We start from the raw sequence: 20,188 nt of genomic DNA, 5'->3' as shown, positions 1-20,188 counted from the left end.
GACGCCGTCAGCCGCGCCGCTCCAGGCTGAACTCGACGGCGGCGTGCGGCCGCAACGGCAGGCGCTGGGCGTAAAGGCGCGAGGGCGCGTCCTCGCGGCGTGCGATCGCGGCGTCGGGGCGTCCGAGCGCGTCGCGGATCAAGGCCTCGGCCTCCGCCCAGCTTTCGGCGAGAACGGCGAACAGGCGGGTGCCGTGAAGGGGTTCGCGGTCGCGCGCTTCGGGTTCGGCGGCGCCGACGAACAGGGATGTGGGATCAAGCATGTCGCCTCCAGTCCCCGGGAAGGATGGGGCATCGTTGGGCGGCTGACAGACTGCCGGGTCCACGGGAGAGGGGGAAGTTAAACTAGTTAATGGACGAACGAACCCCAATCCATTCGGAAGGGCCTGTTCCGGAGGGCTGGTCTTGGTCGTTTATCTCATCCGCAAACTGCAGAACTTCGCGCCGCTGTCCGACGAGGAGCGCCTGGCGCTGCAGGATCTCGCCGGCCGGCGGCCACGCGTTCTCAACAGCCGCGACGACATCATCGAGCAGGGGCAGAAGCCCGGCTTCGTCAATCTCGTGCTCGAGGGCTTCGCCTGCCGCTACAAGATCCTGCCGGACGGCCGGCGGCAGATCCTGTCCTTCTTCATTCCGGGCGACCTCTGCGACCTTCACAACGACGTGCTGGGCGTCATGGACCATTCGATCGGCGCCATCTCGCCGCTGCGCATCGCGCAGATCGGGTCGGACGAGATCGAGGCGCTGATGACGCGCTGCCCGCGCCTGCGCCGCGCCTTCTGGTGGAACGAGCTGGTGGGCGAGGCGACGACGCGCGAATGGCTGACCAATCTCGGCCAGAGGACGGGCTCGGAGCGCGTCGCCCATCTCCTGTGCGAGACCTTCGTGCGCATGCGCTCGATCGGGCTCGTCGACGAGACCGGCGCCTGCCCGTTTCCGATCACGCAGGCCGACATGTCGGATGCGCTCGGCATCTCGATCGTCCACACCAACCGCATGCTGCAGGACCTGCGCGCCGAAGGGCTGATCGTCCTGAAAGGGCGCTCGCTGCAGGTCGACGACCTCGGCGCGCTGATGCGGCTCGCCAATTTCGAGCCGAGCTACCTGCACCTGCGCCGCCCCGGCGCCGAGGAGGTGGGTCACCAGACCGAGGCGGACCGCGAGACGCTCGTCTGACCGGCGCCCCGGCCGGCCCACCTCAGGCCGGCGGCGCGGTGAGGTGGATGCCCTCGGAGCGGAAGCGCCCGAGCAGCGTGAAGAGGATCGCGCTGCGCGTGCCGTAGACTTGGCGCGGGCCGCCGACGAAGGCGAAGGACTTGAAGGTCACCTTGCCGTCGTCGATCCCGTCGATGAAGACGGAGGGCGCGGGCTCCGCCAGCACCGTCTCGTGTCCGGCGAAGGTCTCGAGGATCGCGCCGCGCACCGCCACGACGTCGGCGTCGATCGGTACCGACAACATGATCTGGATGCGCCCGAGCGGGTCGGCCAGCGTCATGTTGCGGATCGACTTCGTCACCAGCTCGGAATTGGGGACGATCAGGGTCGAGCGGTCGGCGATCTGGATCTCGGTGGAGCGCACGCTGATGCGCTTCACGTCGCCCTCGTCGGTGCCGATGCGCACCGTGTCGCCGATCTTCACCGGGCGCTCGGCGAGAAGGATCAGCCCGGAGACGAAGTTCTGGGTGATCGCCTGGAGGCCGAAGCCGATACCGACCGACAGGGCCGAGACGACCAGCGCGATGCGCTCGACGCCGATGCCGAGCGTCGTGATCGCCCAGAACCCGGCGAGCAGGATGCCGGCATAGGTGACGATCGTCGAGACCGAGTTGCGCGCGCCGGGGTCGAGGTCGGTCGCCGGCAGGTAGCGCTCCTCCAGCCAGTGGCGCACGACGCGCATCAGGCCGATGCCGACCGCCAGCACCACGGCGGCCTTCAGGATCGCGCCCGGCACGATGGTGAAGCCGCCGATCTGGATTTCGGCCGAGGAGCCGATCTGGTAGAACAGCGAGCTCGCGCCGGGCCCGAGCGGTCCCGACAGGAGAAGCGCCGCCCAGACGAGGATGGCGATGCGCAGGATCGCCGACAGGAGGACGCCGAGCTGCCCGACCTGCGCGCGCCGGAGGCCGAGCCCCGTGTGCAGCGAGCGCCCGAGCCGGCTGTCGCCCGACAGGAATGTGGTGCACAGGTCGTCCACCACGACGAGGAGCAGGAACGCGCTGGCCGAGACGACGGCCGTCCAGATCACCTGCCGCGTCAGGAAGAGGGCAAAGTTCACATAGCCCTGGAGCGCGGCGACGAGGCTGGCCGCGACGCAGGCCCAGGCGAGGAGCGTGGCGATCGTCACCAGCGTCGTGCGCGCGCTCGGCTGGCGGCTGGCCGCGTCGGGGTGGGCGCGGCGGATGCGCCCGAGGGTGACGAGGACCGAGACGATCAGCGCGCCGTAGACGACGGCGACGACGTAGTTGACGACGATCGCGGCCGGCTGGCTGACGCCCACGGCCCGCCCGCCTTCCACCAGGAGGACGCCGAGGAAGGTGAGGACCGCGGCGAGCGCCGGGAACGGTCGCAGGCGCTGCACGGCCGTCTCGTCGAGCGGCAGGAGCCGCCAAGACGGCTGACCGACGAGGAGAAGCCCGGCGCCGAGCGAGAGGACGAAGGCGCCGAGCGCCGCGGTCTGGGCGAGGCTCTCGGCGAGCGGGCGCACGGTGCGCGTCAGGACCCCGGCCCAGCCGAGGCCGAAGAAGAAGATCGAGACGCCGAGCGCGGCGGTGAGCGTGCCGACCACCACGAACCACAGCGCCAGCGCCGAGCGGCGCGCGCGCGTGCTCGGCACCTGTTCGGAGGCGACGCGCCGGCCGACCTCGCGCAGGCGTCGGCGCAGCGGCAGGGCGAGCACGAGGGCGAGCGCCAGCGACCCGGCCACGGCCGCGATGCGCGTCAGCGGCCCCGTCTGCGGGATCTGGTTGCGCCAGTCGCGCGCGAAATCGCGGGCACGGGCGAGATCGTCGGGCAGGCGGTTCGCGACCTGGGTCCACAGGAGCGGCGAGAGCGGGGAGGCGACCTCCTTGAACGTGTCGCGGCTGAAGGCCTCGTTGATCTCGCGGATCATCCGGTCGATCGTTTCCTTGGCGTCGGCGCCGACGAGGCGTCCGCGCTTGATCGCCGAATCGATGTCGCCGCGCTGGGCGGCCAGCTGGTCGCGCTGCGCCTTGACGTCGGGCGCCTCGGTCTCGTTCGCCTCGCCGAGCTCCGCGATCCGTGCGTCGATCGCGGCGAGCTGCGGCTCGAGCAGGCCGACCGCCTCGTTGGCCGCCGAGCCCACCGCCATGGCGCGGTCGCGAAGCTCCGCCTTCTGGTCGACCGTGGTGTCGCCGTCGGCCGCCTGGCGGATCGCGGCGAGATCGTTCGCTTGGCTGTCGACGGCGGCGATCGTCTCCTGCGCGGCGCCCGCGTCCTGCGCGAGGGCGACCGGCATGCCGGCGCCGGCGAGCCAGAACAGAAGGGCAAGGCCGGCCAGGAGCCTCTGGGTCGATCGGATCATGGTCGTGTCGCATCGGCGCAAGGCGCGCCGTCCCCTCGAAGTCCGGTTCACGGGCGGCCGCTCCATCCCCTTGGCGCCGCCGCTCGGCAAGAGGCGGGTTCTGATCCGATCCGATGGGCTGAAATGTGGCTGCCTTCGATGATTTGGCCGTGCGCGGCCGCTCGACAAACCTCCGCCTCGCGCCACTTGGCCCCTCATGAACCGCGACAAGGACATTCTTTTGCTGCGCGACGAACTGACCCGCCGCTTCGATCTGGTTCTTCGGCCCTCCGCCGAAGAGATCGAGCGCTTTCGCGAGGAGGTTGCGCGTCTGGCCGCCGTCGTCGGTGACCGCGAGGTCGCCGAGAGCGCGGCTGCGCGCCGGGTCTTCCTGATGCAGGTCGGCAGCGCCGACATGCAGCCGGCCGAGGGCCTTCGCAGCGCCGCCTGAGGCGGCCTTCGTTCAGTCGTGATCGTGGGGGTGCGGGGCGCCCTTCGCCGTCGAACCGCCGGCATCGGGGATCAGCACCAGCTCGCCGTGCCGGACCGAGCGCTCGGCGATCACGTGGTCCGCAAAGTGCCGCACCGCGCCGATCTCGCCTTTCAGCACCGACACCTCCATGCAGGTTCCCTGATCGAGATGGACGTGGAGGCTGGAGACTGACAGGTCGTGATGGTCGTGATGGGCGTGGGTGAGGCGGCGCGACAGGTCGCGTGCGGCGTGGTCGTAGACATAGACCAGCGCCGCGACGCAGCCGCCTTCGCCGGTGTCCGCGCGCGCGCGAGACAGTCCGGCACGGGCCAGGTCCCGGATCGCCTCCGAGCGGTTGGCATAGCCCCGCTCGGCCATCACCGCGTCGATGTCGGCCATGAGTTCGTCGTCCAGCGTCACCGTCACGCGCTGCATGAGAGGGCTCCCGTTCCGTCCATCGCTCGACGCGGCTTCTAGCGGGAACCGCGGCCGGATGCGACCGCCCACCTGCGAGTATGATGATTCCCGATAGACTGCATACCGGTGCTCCCCTAGTGTCGCGGCGATTCGAAGATCGCCTGTCCCGGAGTTCCCGTGTTCCCAATCGTCCTGCGCGCCGGCCTCGTGCTCCTGTACCTCGGGGCGCCCGCCCTTGGTGCGCCGAAGACCGACCTCGTGCTGGCGATCGGCGGCGAACCGGAGACCGGCTTCGACCCGCTGCTCGGCTGGGGCGCCTACGGCCATCCCCTGTTCCAGTCGACGCTTCTGACACGCGGTCCGGACCTTGAGACGCAAGCCGATCTCGCGACGGCGTGGACGCTCTCGGACGATCGCCGGACCTGGACCGTCACGATCCGGCCCGACGCGGTCTTCTCCGACGGCACGAAGCTCACCGCCCGCGACGTCGCCTTCACCTACCTGAAGGGCCGCGACACGGCCGGCGCGCTCGACCTTTCGGTGCTAGACGGGGCCGAGGCGCTGGACGATACGACCGTCCGCCTGCGCCTCAAGAAGCCCTGGATCACCTTCACCGAGACCTTCTTCTCGCTCGGCATCGTGCCCGCCGCCTCCTATGGATCAGACTACGGGCGCCGCCCCGTCGGCTCGGGTCCCTACCGCTTCCTGTCCTGGCAGCCGGGCGAGCAGCTGATCGTCGAGCGCAACCCGAACTACTACGGCCGAGCGCCCGCCTTCGGGCGCGTCACCTTCCTGTTCACCGGCGACGACGCGGGGCTGGCGGCCGCGCGCGGCGGCGCGGTCGACATGGTGTCGGTGCCCGCGCCGCTCGCCGATGCGCTGCCGGAAGGCTTTCGCGCCCTTCCCGTTCGCACCGTCGACAATCGCGGCCTCAGCCTGCCCTTCCCGCCGGACGAGGGGCGCACCGCGCCGGACGGCGGTCGGATCGGCAACGCGGTCACCGCCGACCCCGCGATCCGCCATGCGATCAATCTCGGGCTCGACCGGCAGGCGGTGGTGGACGTCGCCCTGAACGGCCACGGCACGCCGGCCTTCGGCCCGGCCGACGGGCTGCCCTGGGCGGGCGAGGACGAGACCGTCGCCACCGATCTCGACGGCGCGCGGCGCCTACTCGATGCGGCGGGCTGGGTGCCCGGCGCGGACGGCATCCGCGCGAAGAACGGCGTGCGCGCCGCGTTCCCGATCAACTACCCGGCCGCCGACGCGACGCGGCAGGCGCTGGCCGAGACGGTGGCCGCGCTGCTCAGTCCGCTCGGGATCGAGGCGACTCCGAAGGGCTCGTCCTGGGACGCGATCGGGCGCGTGATGCATGCCGAGCCGGTGATCTTCGGCTTCGGCAGCCATTCGCCCTACCAGCTCTACAGCCTCTACCAGTCGACGCTGGCGGGTGTGGAGTACCAGAACCCGACCTTCTACGGGAACGCCCGCGTCGATGCCCTGTTTGCCGAGGCGCAGGGCGCGCCGAGCCTCGAGGCCTCCTATCCCTTCTGGTCGAAGGCCGCCTTCGACGGGCAGACGGGCTACGGCACCCGAGGCGACGCGGCCTGGGCCTGGCTCGTCAATCTCGACCACGTCTACTTCGTGAACCGCTGCCTCGACGTCGGCCGTCCACAGATCGAGCCGCACGGCCACGGCTGGCCGATCACCGCCTCGATCGCGAGCTGGACCTGGACGTGCGACTGATCCTCCCGGCGACCCTGCGGCTCGCGGCGCTGCTCCTCCTCGTCGCATGTATCGCCTTCGCGCTCGTGCGCCTGTCGCCGGTGGACCCGGTCGCCGCCTATCTCGGCCCCGGCATCGCGCGCCTCCAGCCGGAGCAGCGCGAGAGGATCGAGGCGGCGTGGGGCCTCGACCAGCCGGCGCCCGTGCAGTTCGGCCGGTGGCTCGGGCACGTGCTTGCGGGCGATCTCGGCTGGAGCACCAGCCACAACGCGCCGGTCGCCGCGGTGATCGCCGAGCGTGGCGCGGCGACCCTGCGCCTCGCCCTGCCGGCGCTCTTGGCTTCCGGCGTCCTCGGCTTCGCGCTCGGCACCCTCGCCGGCACGCGCGAAGGCTCGCGGCTGGATCGCGCGGTGCGCCTCTACGCCTATCTCCTGGCGGCGACGCCGACCTTCTGGCTGGCGATCGTGGCGTTGACCGTCTTCTCCGTCCAGCTCGGCTGGGCGCCACTCTGCTGTTCCGGCCCGATCGGCGTGACGCCGGACCGGGTGACGCTGGCCGAGACGCTCGCCCACCTCGCCCTGCCGCTCGGTGTCCTCACGCTCTTCGGCGTCGCGCCGGTGGCGCTCCACACCCGCGAGGCGGTCGCCGCCGCCATGCGCTCCGACCACGCGCTCTTTGCGTTTGCGCAAGGGGCGAGCCGCCGCGACGTCGCCTGGCGCCATGCGGCGCGCGCAGCGCTCCTGCCGGCGCTCACCATCGTCTGCGCCTCGCTTGGCGAAATCCTCGGCGGGGCGGTGCTCGCCGAACAGGTCTTCGCCTATCCCGGCCTCGGCCGCGCCACCGTCCAGGCCGGCACGCAGGGCGACGTGCCGCTGCTTCTCGCGCTGACGCTTATGGCCGCCGCGCTGGTCGCCACCGGAAACCTCGTGGCGGACCGGCTCTACGCCCGCATCGACCCGCGCCTGCGCGCGCCGGGCCCGATCGCTTGAGCGCCCTGCCGCTCGACCGGCCGGCCGACGTGGCGCCCATGGCATCCACGCGGCGCCGGCCGCTCCTTGCGCTGGCGATCCTTGCGGTCGCCCTGACGGCGCTGGCGCCGCTCGTGCTCGGCGACCGGGGGCTCGTTCCCGATCTCGCCGCCCGGCTCCGGCCGCCGGAATTCCTGCACCCCTTCGGCACCGACGCGCTCGGGCGCGACATGCTGGCCCGCACCCTGCAGGGCCTGTCGGTGAGCCTGCGGATCGGGTGTCTCGCCGCCACCGCCTCTGCCGCGATCGCGCTTCTCCTCGCCCTCGTCTCGACGCTGAGCCGAGCCTCTGACGCCGCCGTCTCGCTACTGATCGACGCCGCGCTCAGCCTGCCCCATCTCGTCGCCCTGATCCTGATCGCCTTTTCGCTCGGCGGCGGCGCGGAGGCCGTGGCGATCGCCGTCGCGCTCACCCACTGGCCGCGCCTCGCCCGCATCCTGCGCGCCGAACTCCTCGGCGTCCTCGCCAGCGACTATGTCGCGGCCTCGCGCGGCTTCGGGCGCTCGCGCCTCTTCGTCGCGCGCGCGCATGTCCTGCCCCATCTCCTGCCGCAGCTCGGCGTCGGCCTCGTGCTCCTCTTCCCGCATGCGATCCTGCACGAAGCGGCGCTGACCTTTCTCGGCTTCGGCCTCGAGCCTTCCAAGCCTGCGATCGGCGTGCTGCTGGCCGATGCGATGCGGACCTTGAGCGCCGGGCGCTGGTGGCTCGCCCTGTTTCCGGGCCTCGCGCTCCTCGCGCTCGCCCTGTCCTTCGAGGCGATCGGGAGTGCGGCCCGCCGCCGGCTCGATCCGCGGGCGGCGCGGTGAGCGCGCTCCTGTCGATCCGCGACCTGTCGGTGCGTTTTGCCTCGCAAGGGTCGGCCGCGATGGACGCGGTGCTCCGCCATCTGTCGCTCGATCTCGACCGCGGCGAGATCGTCGCCCTCGTCGGCGCGTCGGGGGCGGGCAAGAGCCTCCTCGCCCATGCGATCCTCGGTCTCCTGCCGCCGGGCGCCGAGGTCCGCGGCGAGGTCCGGTTCGAGGATCGCGTGCTCGGGCCGGACACGCTGCCCCGGCTTCGCGGCCGGCGGATCGCGCTCCTGCCGCAGTCCGTCACCCATCTCGATCCGCTGATGCCGGTCGGGCGGCAGGTGGCGCTGGCCGCGCGCCGCGCCGGCGCCCGCGATCCCGGCGCGGAGGGGTTCCGCCGCTTCGGGCTCGACCCGGCGGTGCGCCGAGCCCATCCGCACGAGCTGTCCGGCGGCATGGCGCGCCGCGTGCTGGCGCTGGCGAGCCTTGCGGGCGGGCCCGACCTCGTGGTCGCCGACGAGCCGACCGACCATCTCGACCCGGACAGCGCCGCCGTCGTTCTCGCGGCGCTGGCGGGTGTCGCCCGGCGCGGCGGCGCGGTGCTTCTCGTCACCCACGATCTGCCGGCGGCGCTGCCCTTCGCCAACCGCGTCGCGCTGATGCGCGGCGGGCGGATCGAGGCGGTCGAGCCGACTGCGGGTTTCTCGGGGGCGGGCGAGGGTATTGCCAGCGCTTACGGCCGGGCGCTCTGGCGGGCCCTGCCGCAGAACGGGTTCGGCGTCGATGCTTGAGGCGACCGGCCTGTCCTATGCCTATGCGCCCGGCCGCCCGGCGCTCGCCCCGGTGACGCTTGCGATCGCGCCGGGCGAGATCGTCGGCCTCTTCGGGCGATCCGGGATCGGCAAGACGACGCTCGCCAAGCTTCTCGCCGGCCGGCTGCCGCTGCAGGCGGGCGCGCTGCGGCTCGACGGGGCGCCCCTGCCGTCCGCCGGCCTGCGCCCGGTCCAGTATCTCGCCCAGCATCCGGTGCTCGACATGAACCCGCGCTGGCGCATCGGGCGGATCGTCGCCGAGGCCGGCCCGCCCGATCCGGCCCTGGCGGCGCGTCTCGGCGTCGAGCCGGCGTGGCAGCGGCGCTTCGCGCACGAGCTCTCGGGCGGCCAGTTGCAGCGCGTGTCGCTCCTGCGCGCGCTACGGCCGGGCGTCCGGGTTCTCGTCGCGGACGAGATCTCCGCCCCGCTCGATGCGATCGCGCAGGCCGAGATCTGGCGGGTGCTCATGGCTCTTGCGGCCGAGCGCGGTCTCGGGATCCTCGCGATCAGCCACGACCGCGCGCTTCTCGCGCGCGTCGCGACGCGCGCGGTGTCGCTGACGGCCTGAGGCCGTCAGTCGATGTGGCGCACCGGCAGGAAGTTGACGGCGCGGCCCGAGAAATGCGCCGCGCTGCCGGGCTTGGCGCCGGTCGGTGCGAAGCCGAGCGCGAGGACGTCGTGCGGACGCTCGGCCACCAGCTTGTCGGCGCTCGGCAGGGAGGGCGCCTGTTCCAGCGCCCGGCGCTCGGGGTCGGCGAGAAGGGCGGCGATCGCAGTCTGCGAGCCCGACGGACGCGCCTGATGCGCCCGCTTCTCGGGACGCGCGGCCCCGGCGACGCGGCCGCCGCGCACCTTGGCGGCAAGGCTGGAGGCGGGCGCAACAGCGGCAGGCACCGCGGCGCGGCGATCGAGCGACGCTTCTAGGATCGGCGGGCGGGCGTGCGGCATCGGCGCGCGTGCGAGACTGGCCGACGTGTCGGGCGCATAGGCGGCCGCCAACAGCGCGGGTGCGGCGGCGGGCGCAGCCGGCGTCGCGGCCGCGATCTCCTGTGCGATCTCGGACGCCGCGCCCGACAGGGCGGGCCGCTCGTGCGGCATCGGAATGCCGTGCGGCAGCGCGGAGCCGACGTCCGTTTCCTCGGCGAGCGCCGCCACCAGGACGGCGTCGATCGGGCTCGGCGCCTCCGGCTCGGGGGCGCGCGCCGGGGCGTGGGTCGGCAGCGGCACGCGCTCGGGCGTCACGAGGGCCGCGACCGCGACCTCGGCACTCTTCGTCGGGGCGGAGGCGTCGAACGCGCCGGCATCGGCCATGGCGACGCCCGGCGGCAGTTCGGGTGGCTTAGGCTTGGCCGGCGCCGCGGCGGGAACGGGCTGGGGCGCAGGGGCCGGCGGCGCGGCCTTCTTGGCCAGCAGCGGGGCATCGCCGGCCTCCGCCTCGTCCTCGGCCTCGTCGCGCCCGCCGCCGAACAGCGTCGCGAGGAACGAGCGGCGCGGCGCGGTGGAGCCGGCATCGGCCACCATCAGCTCGGACGCGCCCTTGCGCTGCTTGTAGGACGCCATCGCCGCCGCATAGCCCGGCAGCGGCTTGCCGTCGGCGGGCAGGTGGATCGTCTTCCCGTCGGGGAAGATGCGCGTCAGCTCCTGCCGGCTCATGCGCGGCCAGTAGCGCCCCGATCCGACGTCGAAATGGACGAAGGGCGCGCCGGAGCGCGGGTAGAAGCCGACGCCGCCGATCTGCATCTTGAGGCCGATCTCGCGCAGCTTGGCAAGCGGCACGTCGGGGATGAAGAAGTCGACCGCCTTGCCGAGCATGTGCTGCGAGTGCTCGGCAACGCCCGTGTGGGCCGAGCGCGAGCGAAGCATCTTGTTGGTCTCGGGCGCCCGGAAGCCGCCGATCACGTGGATCGGCATGTGCGAGCCGCTCTTCTGGTAGGCTTCCCAGAGGAGGTCGAGGAGCCGCGGGTCCATCGTGGTCGGCTGGTTGCGGCGCCAGTCGCGCAACGCCCAGTTCGCCTTCTTCAAGCCGTCCGGCAGGTACTTGCCGTCACGCTTGAAGGTGATCTCCGAGCTCTCGTGCAGGTTGATGTGGTAGATCCGCAGCGTTCGCGTCTCGGGACGCGCCGTGGCCGTCGTGCCGAGCGCGACGCCCATCAGTCCGGCAGTCAGCGCCGCCGCATGACGAAGGCGCACGCGCCGTCGAACCGATCCCCCAACGGCCATGCTTCACGCTCTGCTCTCGTTTCCGTGAGGCCAATATGACACACCGAATGCGTCGGCACGAGGGCATGCGTTGCGCGAGGCTGGATCGGCATTCGCGACCTGCGCGCCACGGAGAGTCGGAAGACCCCGATCGCGTGCCGCACCATACGGCCATGTCGCCGCGCTCGCACGACACGCGACGGTGGTGCCGGACGCGCCCCTCCTCCGCAGAGCATTGTCGATGGTCGCCTCGACAGGCGACGCCATCGAACGGCGAAGACTGCGCATGGCTGCGGATCGCCGCCAGCCTCCTGCGGGCGGGGCAACCGATCCCGTGCCGGGCGCCTGCGATCAGTCCGCCGGCTGCGGCGGGATGTAGGGCCGGGGGCCGCTGCCCGGCGCCGGCAAGGCACGTCCGCCGAAGGCGCGGCCGGCATTGATCTCCGGCTGGGCACCCGGCGCCGGGCGGACCAGCGCGGGGCCGGCCGGACCCGGGTTGTTGCGGGGGTCATAAGCGGGCGGCGCGACGCGCGGCGGGCGGCCGGGACGGTCGTAGCCGACGCGCTCGGGCCGGTCGTAGTCCCGCCGCGGCCGATCGTAGCCGGGGCGGTCGTAGCCGGGACGTCCATAATAAGGGCGGGGGTCCTCGCGGTAGCGCGGGCGGTCGTAGCGGCCGTAGCGGCGGTCGTCGCGCCAGTAGGGATCGCGGTCGCGATAGACCGGCCGCGGCCGGTAGCGGTCCTCGTAGACGATCACGGGCCGCGGATCGTAGATGCGCGGGCGCGGCTCGTAGACCGGATAGTCGTCGTAGACGGGGTATTCCGACACGCAGCCCGACAGTCCGAGAAGGGCGGCGCCCAGCACCAGAAGACGTTTCATCGAAGCCTCCCACACACGGGGAGAGAGATAGGCGGCGCGCATCCCAAGTCGATCGTGTCGCGCCGAAATGAATCGCCGGAACGGGATCGGCGGCGAAACGTCTCTTCCTCCGAAAGGAGAACCATCATGGCAGACGTGAAAGAGCGTGACGAACGGGACGAGGCCGGGCACGGCGGCGGCATCGGCGACGTTGGTCGCCAGCCGATCGACCAGACCTCGGAAAACCCCGGCAACGGCACCCCGCAGACGGGCCCCGGCGGCACCGGCGGCACGGGCCTGACGGTGGACGAGGATGCGACGCCCTCGGACGAGGACCCCGATCGCGACGCGGACGAGACCCTCGGCACCGTGGTCTGACAGGATACGCGCGGCCGGCGCCGACGCGGCGCCGGCCGGCTTCTCTCAGACGCGGGCTTCGTCGAGCTGCGCCTTCAAGGTCATCGCAAAGGCGTTGAGGGCGGCGCGCACGTCGGCGAGGTGCCGTTCGTGGCCCTCGAAATCCTCGGGGTCGGCCGGCAGCGACGCGCCGAGCCCCAGCACCTCTTCGGCCGCTTCCTGCGGGAAGGTGCCGCGCTGCAGGGCGCGCTCGGCGTAGAGGCCGCGCAGGAGAAGGTCCTGCGCCTGAAGCTGCGCCTGCAGCTTCATCACCGCGCCGGCCATCACGCGGATCGTGTCGTCGGAAATGGGCATGGGTCGAAGGTTCCCCGCAGATCGCGCCGGATCGCACCCGGCTTCGCGCCCACGTTTAAGCCGCGGCGCCCGATCGGCATAGGGTGTCCCGCGCCCGGCCGGTCGGGCCGGACGCGGGACGGATGGTCAGAGATGGCGCTCGATCGCGCCTTCCACCTTGCCGAGAAGGCCGGTCGTGCCGCTCTTCGAGCTTTGTTGGGCCTGCGCGCCGCCGTCCGGCCGGGCCGGAGCGAGCGAAGGTTTGTCGCCCATCGGCACCGACTTGACCGCCGTGAACTCGGCCCGGCCGTCCATCGACGGGCCGGCGCTCCAGCGTCCTTCCGGGATCGAGCCGTCCACCATGTGCCCGAAATAGGCGTAGGAATGCTCAGTTGCCTCCTGCGACTGCGGGAAGGAGTTCGGGATCGGCAGGTTCTCCACCGCCCCGCCCATGTCCTCGATCGCCGCCAGCCACTGCTGCTGGTGCATCGTGTCGCGGGCGATCAGGAAGCTCAGCATGTCCTTCATGCCGGGGTCGTCGGTCATGTTGTAGAGCCGCACGGCCAGCACCCGGCCGGAGCTTTCGGCCGTGACGTTGGCGTACATGTCCGCGGCCAGATTGCCCGACGCATAGACATGCGAGCAGTCGAACGGCACGCCGTTGGCGTCGGAGGGCAGGGCTGCCAGACCCGTCGACAGGATGTGGCGCATGTCCATGCCGTTCAGCACGGCGCCGCCCATCGCGTCGGCCGAGACCTCCTCCTGGAAGGAGAGTGGCGCGTTCTCGAGGTTGAGGGCGACGGCGGTCGAGAGCATCTCGATATGGCCGAGTTCCTCGGTCGCCGTGTTGAGGAGCATGTCGCGGTACTTGGCGGGGCCGCGCGCGCCGAAGGCCTGGAACATATACTGGAGGGCGACGCGGATCTCGCCTTCGACGCCGCCGATCGCCTGCTGGAGGGCGCGTGCGAAATGCGGGTTGGGGCGCTCGACGCGCACGGGATATTGCAGCTTGCCGTCGGTATAGAACATGGGATCGTCGCTTTTCGAATGGCAATCGGGGCGGCTCAGGCCGCTTTCGCGCGCTCTGCGGGCAGCGCTTCGGCCACCTCGTTCAGGAGCGCGTCGGTCTTCTTCTCCTCCTCCAGCGTCTGGCCGAGGAGATCGGCGGCCTCGTCGAGGCCGAGCTTGACGGCCCAGGCCTTCAGGAGGCCGTAGCGGGCGATCTCGTAGTGCTCGATCGCCTGCGCGCAGCCGATCAGGACGTCGTCGGCGGCCTCCGTGTCGCCGAAATCCTCGAGATCCTCCTCCATCTCGGCCGTGAGGCCCTGCATGGCCTCGCAGGTCTTGGCGCGCGCCGCCTTGCCGATGATCTCGAAGACGCGGGTCAGCCGCTCGACCTGGACCTCGCTTTCCTCGGCATGGGTCTGGAACGCCTGGCGCAACTCGTCGGCGCGCGCGGCCTTGGCCGATTTCTTCAGCGCCCGCACCGAGGCCTTTTCTGCGTAGTAGACGTCCTTCAGGGTCTCGTAGAACGCGTCGTTCAGGGTCTTCTCTTTGGCCATGGAATGATCCTCGCTGGAACGAAGGGGGCCGCGCTGGAGGAGATGCCGGCGGGCCGGGAGGGGAGCCGACGCTCGCCGGTCAGGCGATCTGGCGCTTGATGTTCTGGAGTAGGAAGAGGTGCGTCTCGATGCCGGTCACGCCGACGAGCGAGGCGCCGCGCGCCATCGGGTCGGAGCCGCCGCGCGCATAGCGGCGGTGGAGGTCGAGAAGCTCGCGGTGTCCCGCGATCTGGCCGTCGATGTACATCATGTCGAACATCGCGCCGTTCGCCGCCTCGAGCTTGGCGACGATCGCGGCCTGGTCGGGGCGCAGTCCGGCGCTGCCCGGGCGGGCGCCGAAGGCTTCGGCGACGGCCGCCTGTTCGGTGATCTCGAGCTTGGCGAACTCGCGCACGGCCGGATCGCGCGCCTTGCGAGCGGCGAGCTTGCTGGTGGCGGTCGAGAAATCGCCGCCCATCAGGATCGGCATCTTCATCCGGTCCGTGGGCGCCCGCCGCTGGGCCAGCGCAAGGCCCGGTGCTGCGCTAAGGACTGCAGCCCCGAGAAGGCTCCCGGCGACCTGTCGTCTGTTCATGTTCGTCATCCCTTTCCGACGGAGCGTCGTCGAAGGGGAAGGGACGGAGACAACTGTTGTTCCGAGACGGACCGTCTCGTTTTACTTGGTCAACGATCGAAATCGGAAGATATCGCCAGCTAATATTTCGGCAGGCAAGTATACCTTGCTAAGGGTTCGAGGGGCATGCGGCCACGAAAAAAGGCCGGGCATGGCCCGGCCTTCACATGATCCTCGATGGGCGCGGCCGTCCCGCCTGCGGCGGGGGGCGCTGCCGCTCAGAGAGCCTTGATGTTCTCGGCGGCGTTCTTGCCCGAGCGGCGGTCGGCGACGACTTCGAAGCTGACCTTCTGGCCCTCGGCCAGACCGCGCATGCCGGAGCGCTCGAGCGCCGAGGCGTGCACGAAGACGTCGTTGCCGCCCTCGTCCGGAGCGATGAAGCCGAAGCCCTTGGTGTCGTTGTAGAACTTGACGGTTCCGTTCGGCATGACAGTGTCCCTTTTCAGACAAAGTGGATTGCTCGCTGCGCCGAATGCACATCGATGCAGAAATCGACAGTGTAGAAGAGGATCGTTCAGTCAGCGTCACGCTGAAAAAAGGGATCGACCGACAAAGTTCGATGGGCAATCCTTACGGTTTTAGCCGTCCTTTGGCAACCGGCATCCGCATTATGTCGAATATTCGCGTCGGCAAGGCCGGTCCGGTCGCGGAACGACAAACACTTCGCGGTCAAGGGTCCCGCGCCCGACGCGGTCCTCCGGCGATCCTGATGGGCGGGTGGGAGCGTCCCTCAAGGGGCGACCTCCTCGCTCGCGCGCACGGGTCGACGTTCTCCGGCCAGCCGACGGCCCATGGCGATCGACGGCGCCTCGACAAGGCGGAAGCAGGCCAGCGCCAAGAGGCTCGTCGCTGCGGCCACGAGCGGCAGGCCGAGCCAGACCGCGGCATGGCCGAGCACCTCTCCCGGCACCAGGCGGAAGAAGGCGAACACGAAGAGCCCGTGGAAGAGATAGAGGCTGTAGCTCGCGTCGCCGAGCGCGACGGCCGGGCGCGAGGCGAGGACCCCGAACATCGTGTTGCCGGCCGCCACCGCGAGGAATGGTCCCCACAGGAGCAGAAAGGCGAGCGCCCCGAACGGATAGCCGGGAAGCGCCAGCATGACCCCGAGTGCGACCAGGCCAAGGATCGAGGCCGCCGCCCCGCGAAGGGCGCCCGCCAGCGGCGGCAGACGGAGCGCCTCGTAGGTCAGGGCCCCGTAGGCGAAGCCGGCCGCGATGTGCCACTGGAACCAGCCGAGCGGGGCGGCGGGGGCGAGGCTCATCAGCGCGCAGAGAATCACGAGGGCCGCGACGCGCGAACCGGCACCCGGCCGTAGCGCGAGGAGGGTCAGCCCGATGACGGGCAGGGCGGCGTAGAAGACCCATTCGTACTGGAGGGTCCAGATGACGCCGGCATTGATGAGATGCGCCTCCGGCGTGCCGCGAAAGCCGAGGTCGGGATCGAAGCCGAAGGTGAGCCAGGTCCAGAGGCTCTTCCAGGCCTGCGACGCCGGCAGCGCCGACACGGTGTCGGCCGCCAGCCAGGACAGGGCCGCGATCGCGGCGAGCGACAGGAGATAGGCGGGATAGATCCGGAACACGCGCGCGATCACGAAGCATCGCACGTCGAGGCGTCCCCCCGCGCCCACCAGCTTGCCCCAGAACAGGAAGCCGGTGATCATGAAGAACACGATCACGCCGGCCGGGCCGAGGTTCTTGAAGAGCGTTTCCGCCGGCAGTTCCCAGCGCCCCGTGAGGCGCCAGTTCCAGGCGATGCGGAAGTGATGCGCCATCACGGCCAGCGCGAGAAAGCCGCGCACGCCGTCGAGCGATCCGAGACGAGCCATCGCGGTCGCCGGGCCGGGCCGCCAGCGCGACAGCCCGTCGGCGACGCTGAGCGCCACAGGCCAGACGGCGAGGAGGGCAAGATAGCCCCAGGGCGCTGCTGCGCTCGACGAACCCAAGTCATCCCCCATTCGCCCCGAGGCGCCGACATCGCGCCCGCCGGCCGCCCCGGCCCTCGCACGGGCCGCGCCCTCATACGGCGAACCCGGCCGGCGGGAAAGCCGGCGTGCGAGGGGAAGCCCGAACGGCAGAAAGCCCGACGACGCAGGTCGCGGGCGATTCGTTCGGATCGGCGGTGAGGCGGTCGGAGAGAAGTGGTGGAGCCAAGCGGGATCGAACCGCTGACCTCTACAATGCCATTGTAGCGCTCTCCCAGCTGAGCTATGGCCCCATCGCCGCCTCGCGGCGGACATCGTGTCGGGACCCTTGGGCTGGCCCCGCGACCGGTGTGGCGGCTAGGTATGACAATGCTGACGGGAGCGCAAGCGAAAAAAGAAGGGGCGGGAGGATTTCCCTCGCCGCCCCCGCAGAACCGGAGTTCCCTGCCCGTTCAGGCGTCGTCCTCGTCGTCGCGACCGCCGCCGATGATGTCGGTCATGTCGTCGTCCTCGTCCTCGTCGTCGGCCAGGAACGTGTCGTCCTCGTCCGCATCGTCGTCGTCGTCGACGACGACGTCGTCATCCTCGTTGCCGTCGACGTTCGGCAGATCGCTGGACGAGCCTGCGTCCTCGTCCTCGGCGACGTCGGCGAGCGAAACCGTCTCCTCGTCGGTGTCGGCGACCTCGGTCACCTCGACCTCCTGCTCCTCCTCGTCCTGTTTGATGCGCGAGGCGCGCGGGGGCGCCTTGACGGTCTCGAAGAACGAGAGCGGATAGCTCTTGCCCGTGAAGGGCGAGACGATCGGGTCCTTGCCCAGATCGTAGAACTTGCGGCCCGTTTCCGGGTCGATACGTTTGGTGCCGAGTTCGGGTTTTGCCATGGCTTGGGCCTCGCGGACGGGGGAGGGGCGGGCCGTGGAAGCGGCCGTTCGAAGGTCGTTGGGAGAAACCGGGCGACGGCCGATCGTTCCCGTCGAAAAATCGGTGGTCCCTTAGCGTCCTGTGCCCCGGCTTGTCAAAGACTGCCGAACGCAGGCGCAAGCGTCGTGCGTGACGCACCGGGCGACGCATGTTAGGGCGTTGCGCTGAAGCCCCCGGCGCCCGCCGCCGCCTGCCAAAGCCTTCCGTCGCCTCCCGAGGATGCCATGACCGCCCACGCTTCCGAACCCCGCCCCCTGACCAGCCGGCGCGAAGGCGCCCTCCGGGGCCGCGTCCGGGTTCCCGGCGACAAGTCGATCTCGCACCGCGCCTTCCTGTTCGGCGGGCTGGCGTCGGGCCGCACCCGCGTCACCGGGCTGCTGGAGGGCGAGGACGTCCTGGCCACGGGCCGCGCGATGCGCCAGATGGGCGCGCGGATCGAGCGCGAGGGCGACGCCTGGGTGATCGACGGCACCGGCAACGGCGCCCTGCTCGAGCCCGACGGCGTCCTCGACTTCGGCAACGCGGGCACCGGCTCGCGCCTCACCATGGGCCTCGTCGGCCCTTACGAGTTCACCACGACCTTCGTCGGCGACGCGTCCCTGTCGCGCCGGCCGATGGGCCGCGTCCTCGACCCGCTCCGCGAGATGGGCGTCCAGGTGCTCGCCCGCTCAAAGGACCGCCTGCCCCTGTCGCTACGGGGCCCGCGCGTCGCCGCCCCGATCGAGTACCGCGTGCCGATGGCGTCGGCGCAGGTGAAGTCGGCGGTGCTCTTGGCCGGCCTCAACACGCCGGGCGTCACCACCGTGATCGAGCCGGTGATGACGCGCGACCACACCGAGAAGATGCTGGAAGGGTTCGGCGCGCGCGTGTCGGTGGAGACCGACGGCGCGGGCGTTCGCACCATCCGCCTCGAGGGCCAGGGCGAGCTCAAGGGCGTGCCGGACTTCGTGGTGCCGGGCGATCCGTCCTCGGCGGCCTTCCTCGTCGTCGCGGCGCTCCTCGTGCCGGGCTCGGACGTCGTGATCGAGAACGCGCTGATGAACCCGACCCGCACCGGCCTCGTCGAGACGCTGCGCGAGATGGGCGCCGACATCGAGATCCTCAATCCCCGCCAGTCCGGCGGCGAGGACGTCGCCGACCTTCACGTGCGCCATTCGGCGCTTCGCGGCGTCTCGGTGCCGGCCACGCGCGCGCCCTCGATGATCGACGAATATCCGGTGCTCGCCGTCGCCGCTGCCTTTGCGGACGGGGTGACGCGGATGGAGGGGCTGGAGGAGCTGCGCGTCAAGGAGTCCGATCGCCTTGCGGCCGTCGCCGCAGGGCTCGCCGCCAACGGCGTCGCCCATGAGGAGGGGCCGGACTGGCTCACCGTCACCGGGCGTCCGGACGGCCGCGGCCTCGGCGGTGGGACGGTCGAGACCCATCTTGACCACCGCATCGCCATGAGTTTTCTCGTCATGGGCCTTGCGTCGGAAAAGCCGGTGACGGTCGACGACGCGACCATGATCGCGACGAGCTTTCCCGAGTTCGAGGGGCTGGTGACGGGCCTCGGCGGCGTCCTGGAGCCGGCCGCCCGGTGAGCGGCTGGCTGGCCGGCCTTCTCGCGGTCCTCTTCTTCTCGCCGCTCGCCTTCATCTACGCGCGTTCGTTCGCCGGGCGCCTGCGGGCGCGGGCCGATGCCAGCGGTCGCTCGGTCGCGGGCGTTGCCGTGCCCAAGCTCGTCTGGCCGCTGGTCCTGGCGGCAGCCCTCGCTCTTCGCCTGTCGGGCTCGGACCTTGCCGAATGGCAGGCGGCGACGGGCAGCGGCACGCTGGCGGCCATGCTGTCGCTGGTCTGGTTCCTCGGGTCGATCGCCGCGATCCTGTTCTTCGTCATCATCCCCTTCGTGCTCGGCCGCCTTCTCGGCACCGCCTTCGCGCTGATGGGGAAATTCGCCGGGCAGCGCGACGATCCGTTGAGCTTCGGCGCCCGAGGCTTCACAACGGACGCCGGGACGGCGGATGAAGAGGGGCGCGGGCGCATGGGGTTCACGGTGGCGATCGACGGGCCCGCGGCGGCTGGCAAGGGCACGATCGCCAAGCGCCTCGCCGACCATTACGGCTTCGCCTATCTCGACACAGGCCTCCTTTACCGGGCGATCGGACGGGTGGCCGAGGAGCGCGGCCTCGATCTCGACGACGGCGAGGCGATGGGCGCCGTCGCGCGCGCGCTCGATCCCGCGATCCTCGACGACGGATCGCTGCGCGGCCGCGAAGCGGGCGAGCTTGCCTCGCGCGTCGCGGTGCACCCGGCCGTGCGATCGGCGCTCACCGAGTTCCAGCGCGGCTTCGCCCGCCGGCCGGGCGGCGCGGTCCTGGACGGGCGCGACATCGGAACGGTGATCTGCCCTCAGGCCGAGGTGAAGATCTTCGTCACCGCCTCGGCCGAGGTGCGCGCCCGCCGCCGCACCGCCGAGCTCGTCGCCAAGGGGCGCAGCGTCGACTACGCGACGATCCTCCAGGAGGTCCGGGCGCGCGACGAGCGCGATTCGGGCCGGGCCGCGGCGCCCCTGAAGGCTGCTCCCGACGCCGCCTTGCTGGACACGAGCGAACTCGATATAGAAGACGCGTTCCGGGCGGCTTGTCGGATCGTCGACGCGTCGCCACATCAACGGAACGGACCGTAGC

Annotated in this window: 22 protein-coding genes and 1 tRNA gene; 10 read left to right on the top strand and 13 right to left on the bottom strand. The window is 71.2% G+C overall.

Translation table 11 applies throughout. The features are described 5' to 3' along the window. Window positions 1-7: 7 nt before the first annotated feature. Window positions 8-262 (bottom strand): hypothetical protein, encoded by a 255-nt coding sequence (locus tag ASF65_RS16470; RefSeq protein ID WP_055891454.1) that lies wholly within the window; start codon window positions 260-262, stop codon window positions 8-10. Window positions 263-404: 142 nt separating this feature from the next. Here ASF65_RS16470 and ASF65_RS16465 point away from each other — a divergent pair, with 142 nt between their 5' ends. Beyond that, complete coding sequence (locus ASF65_RS16465; protein ID WP_055891451.1) at window positions 405-1,175, top strand: Crp/Fnr family transcriptional regulator; 771 nt, start codon at window positions 405-407, stop codon at window positions 1,173-1,175. A gap of 22 nt (window positions 1,176-1,197) precedes the next feature. Here the strand turns inward: ASF65_RS16465 and ASF65_RS16460 are convergent, their stop codons facing one another. Next, a complete protein-coding gene (locus ASF65_RS16460; protein ID WP_055891448.1) occupies window positions 1,198-3,540 on the bottom strand; it encodes a DUF3772 domain-containing protein in 2,343 nt (780 codons plus the stop codon). A 196-nt stretch (window positions 3,541-3,736) separates the two neighbouring features. On the opposite strand from ASF65_RS16460, the gene ASF65_RS21710 reads away from it, so the two are divergent. Next, window positions 3,737-3,970: a hypothetical protein gene (locus ASF65_RS21710; RefSeq protein WP_055891445.1), complete on the top strand. Its 234-nt coding sequence runs from the start codon at window positions 3,737-3,739 to the stop codon at window positions 3,968-3,970. A gap of 12 nt (window positions 3,971-3,982) precedes the next feature. Here ASF65_RS21710 and nikR read toward each other — a convergent pair whose 3' ends face one another. Next, window positions 3,983-4,426 carry a nickel-responsive transcriptional regulator NikR gene (nikR, locus tag ASF65_RS16450; RefSeq protein ID WP_055891442.1) on the bottom strand — a complete coding sequence of 148 codons (444 nt, stop codon included), beginning with the start codon at window positions 4,424-4,426 and terminating at the stop codon, window positions 3,983-3,985. A gap of 159 nt (window positions 4,427-4,585) precedes the next feature. On the opposite strand from nikR, the gene ASF65_RS16445 reads away from it, so the two are divergent. From ASF65_RS16445 to ASF65_RS16425, 5 genes are read left to right on the top strand one after another with little or no spacing between them, the layout of a single operon-like run. Then, window positions 4,586-6,151: an ABC transporter substrate-binding protein gene (locus ASF65_RS16445; RefSeq protein ID WP_244486757.1), complete on the top strand. Its 1,566-nt coding sequence runs from the start codon at window positions 4,586-4,588 to the stop codon at window positions 6,149-6,151. Beyond that, entirely contained in the window at window positions 6,142-7,119 is a 978-nt protein-coding gene (locus tag ASF65_RS16440) for an ABC transporter permease (protein ID WP_244486755.1), read from the top strand. Before ASF65_RS16445 ends, ASF65_RS16440 begins: the two co-directional genes overlap by 10 nt. A 38-nt stretch (window positions 7,120-7,157) precedes the next feature. Then, complete coding sequence (locus ASF65_RS16435; protein ID WP_055891725.1) at window positions 7,158-7,964, top strand: ABC transporter permease; 807 nt, start codon at window positions 7,158-7,160, stop codon at window positions 7,962-7,964. Beyond that, entirely contained in the window at window positions 7,961-8,737 is a 777-nt protein-coding gene (locus ASF65_RS16430; RefSeq protein ID WP_156369349.1) for an ATP-binding cassette domain-containing protein, read from the top strand. Before ASF65_RS16435 ends, ASF65_RS16430 begins: the two co-directional genes overlap by 4 nt. Continuing rightward, window positions 8,730-9,326, top strand: a complete 597-nt coding sequence (locus tag ASF65_RS16425) for an ATP-binding cassette domain-containing protein (RefSeq protein ID WP_055891439.1) — start codon at window positions 8,730-8,732, stop codon at window positions 9,324-9,326. Before ASF65_RS16430 ends, ASF65_RS16425 begins: the two co-directional genes overlap by 8 nt. A gap of 5 nt (window positions 9,327-9,331) precedes the next feature. Here ASF65_RS16425 and ASF65_RS16420 read toward each other — a convergent pair whose 3' ends face one another. Together ASF65_RS16420 and ASF65_RS16415 are read right to left on the bottom strand one after the other, a co-directional pair. Further along, the gene (locus ASF65_RS16420) at window positions 9,332-10,948 is read right to left on the bottom strand and encodes a DUF882 domain-containing protein (protein WP_055891434.1); all 1,617 of its coding nucleotides are present in this window, start codon (window positions 10,946-10,948) and stop codon (window positions 9,332-9,334) included. 360 nt (window positions 10,949-11,308) lie between these two features. Continuing rightward, window positions 11,309-11,836: a hypothetical protein gene (locus ASF65_RS16415; protein ID WP_156369348.1), complete on the bottom strand. Its 528-nt coding sequence runs from the start codon at window positions 11,834-11,836 to the stop codon at window positions 11,309-11,311. A gap of 126 nt (window positions 11,837-11,962) precedes the next feature. Here ASF65_RS16415 and ASF65_RS16410 point away from each other — a divergent pair, with 126 nt between their 5' ends. Beyond that, a complete protein-coding gene (locus ASF65_RS16410; RefSeq protein ID WP_055891428.1) occupies window positions 11,963-12,193 on the top strand; it encodes a hypothetical protein in 231 nt (76 codons plus the stop codon). A 45-nt stretch (window positions 12,194-12,238) separates the two neighbouring features. Here the strand turns inward: ASF65_RS16410 and ASF65_RS16405 are convergent, their stop codons facing one another. The 8 genes from ASF65_RS16405 to ASF65_RS16370 all read right to left on the bottom strand — a co-directional run bounded on the left by ASF65_RS16405 (window position 12,239) and on the right by ASF65_RS16370 (window position 17,482). Then, a complete protein-coding gene (locus tag ASF65_RS16405) occupies window positions 12,239-12,526 on the bottom strand; it encodes a hypothetical protein (protein WP_055891426.1) in 288 nt (95 codons plus the stop codon). A 126-nt stretch (window positions 12,527-12,652) separates the two neighbouring features. Then, window positions 12,653-13,534, bottom strand: a complete 882-nt coding sequence (locus ASF65_RS16400; protein ID WP_055891419.1) for a manganese catalase family protein — start codon at window positions 13,532-13,534, stop codon at window positions 12,653-12,655. A 35-nt stretch (window positions 13,535-13,569) separates the two neighbouring features. Continuing rightward, on the bottom strand, window positions 13,570-14,067 hold the full coding sequence (locus ASF65_RS16395) for a DUF892 family protein (protein ID WP_055891416.1): 498 nt from the start codon (window positions 14,065-14,067) through the stop codon (window positions 13,570-13,572). A 79-nt stretch (window positions 14,068-14,146) separates the two neighbouring features. Continuing rightward, entirely contained in the window at window positions 14,147-14,641 is a 495-nt protein-coding gene (locus ASF65_RS16390) for a DUF4142 domain-containing protein (protein ID WP_162239504.1), read from the bottom strand. Window positions 14,642-14,898: 257 nt separating this feature from the next. Continuing rightward, window positions 14,899-15,108 carry a cold-shock protein gene (locus ASF65_RS16385; protein ID WP_055891410.1) on the bottom strand — a complete coding sequence of 70 codons (210 nt, stop codon included), beginning with the start codon at window positions 15,106-15,108 and terminating at the stop codon, window positions 14,899-14,901. 302 nt (window positions 15,109-15,410) lie between these two features. After that, complete coding sequence (locus ASF65_RS16380; RefSeq protein WP_055891406.1) at window positions 15,411-16,622, bottom strand: acyltransferase; 1,212 nt, start codon at window positions 16,620-16,622, stop codon at window positions 15,411-15,413. 196 nt (window positions 16,623-16,818) lie between these two features. After that, window positions 16,819-16,894: transfer RNA gene (locus ASF65_RS16375), tRNA-Ala, on the bottom strand. A 159-nt stretch (window positions 16,895-17,053) separates the two neighbouring features. Continuing rightward, window positions 17,054-17,482, bottom strand: a complete 429-nt coding sequence (locus ASF65_RS16370; RefSeq protein WP_055891402.1) for a TIGR02300 family protein — start codon at window positions 17,480-17,482, stop codon at window positions 17,054-17,056. Window positions 17,483-17,746: 264 nt separating this feature from the next. Between ASF65_RS16370 and aroA the strand changes: the two genes are divergently transcribed. Then, entirely contained in the window at window positions 17,747-19,102 is a 1,356-nt protein-coding gene (aroA, locus tag ASF65_RS16365; protein ID WP_055891398.1) for a 3-phosphoshikimate 1-carboxyvinyltransferase, read from the top strand. Between the two features lie 440 nt (window positions 19,103-19,542). Next, window positions 19,543-20,187: a (d)CMP kinase gene (gene cmk / locus ASF65_RS16360; protein WP_055891719.1), complete on the top strand. Its 645-nt coding sequence runs from the start codon at window positions 19,543-19,545 to the stop codon at window positions 20,185-20,187. Window position 20,188: the final 1 nt, after the last annotated feature.

It is taken from the genome of Aureimonas sp. Leaf324 (assembly GCF_001423245.1).
Lineage (GTDB): Bacteria > Pseudomonadota > Alphaproteobacteria > Rhizobiales > Rhizobiaceae > Aureimonas.
The sequence above is the reverse complement of the archived record's forward strand: the minus strand, read 5'-3'. Positions and strand labels throughout refer to the sequence as shown.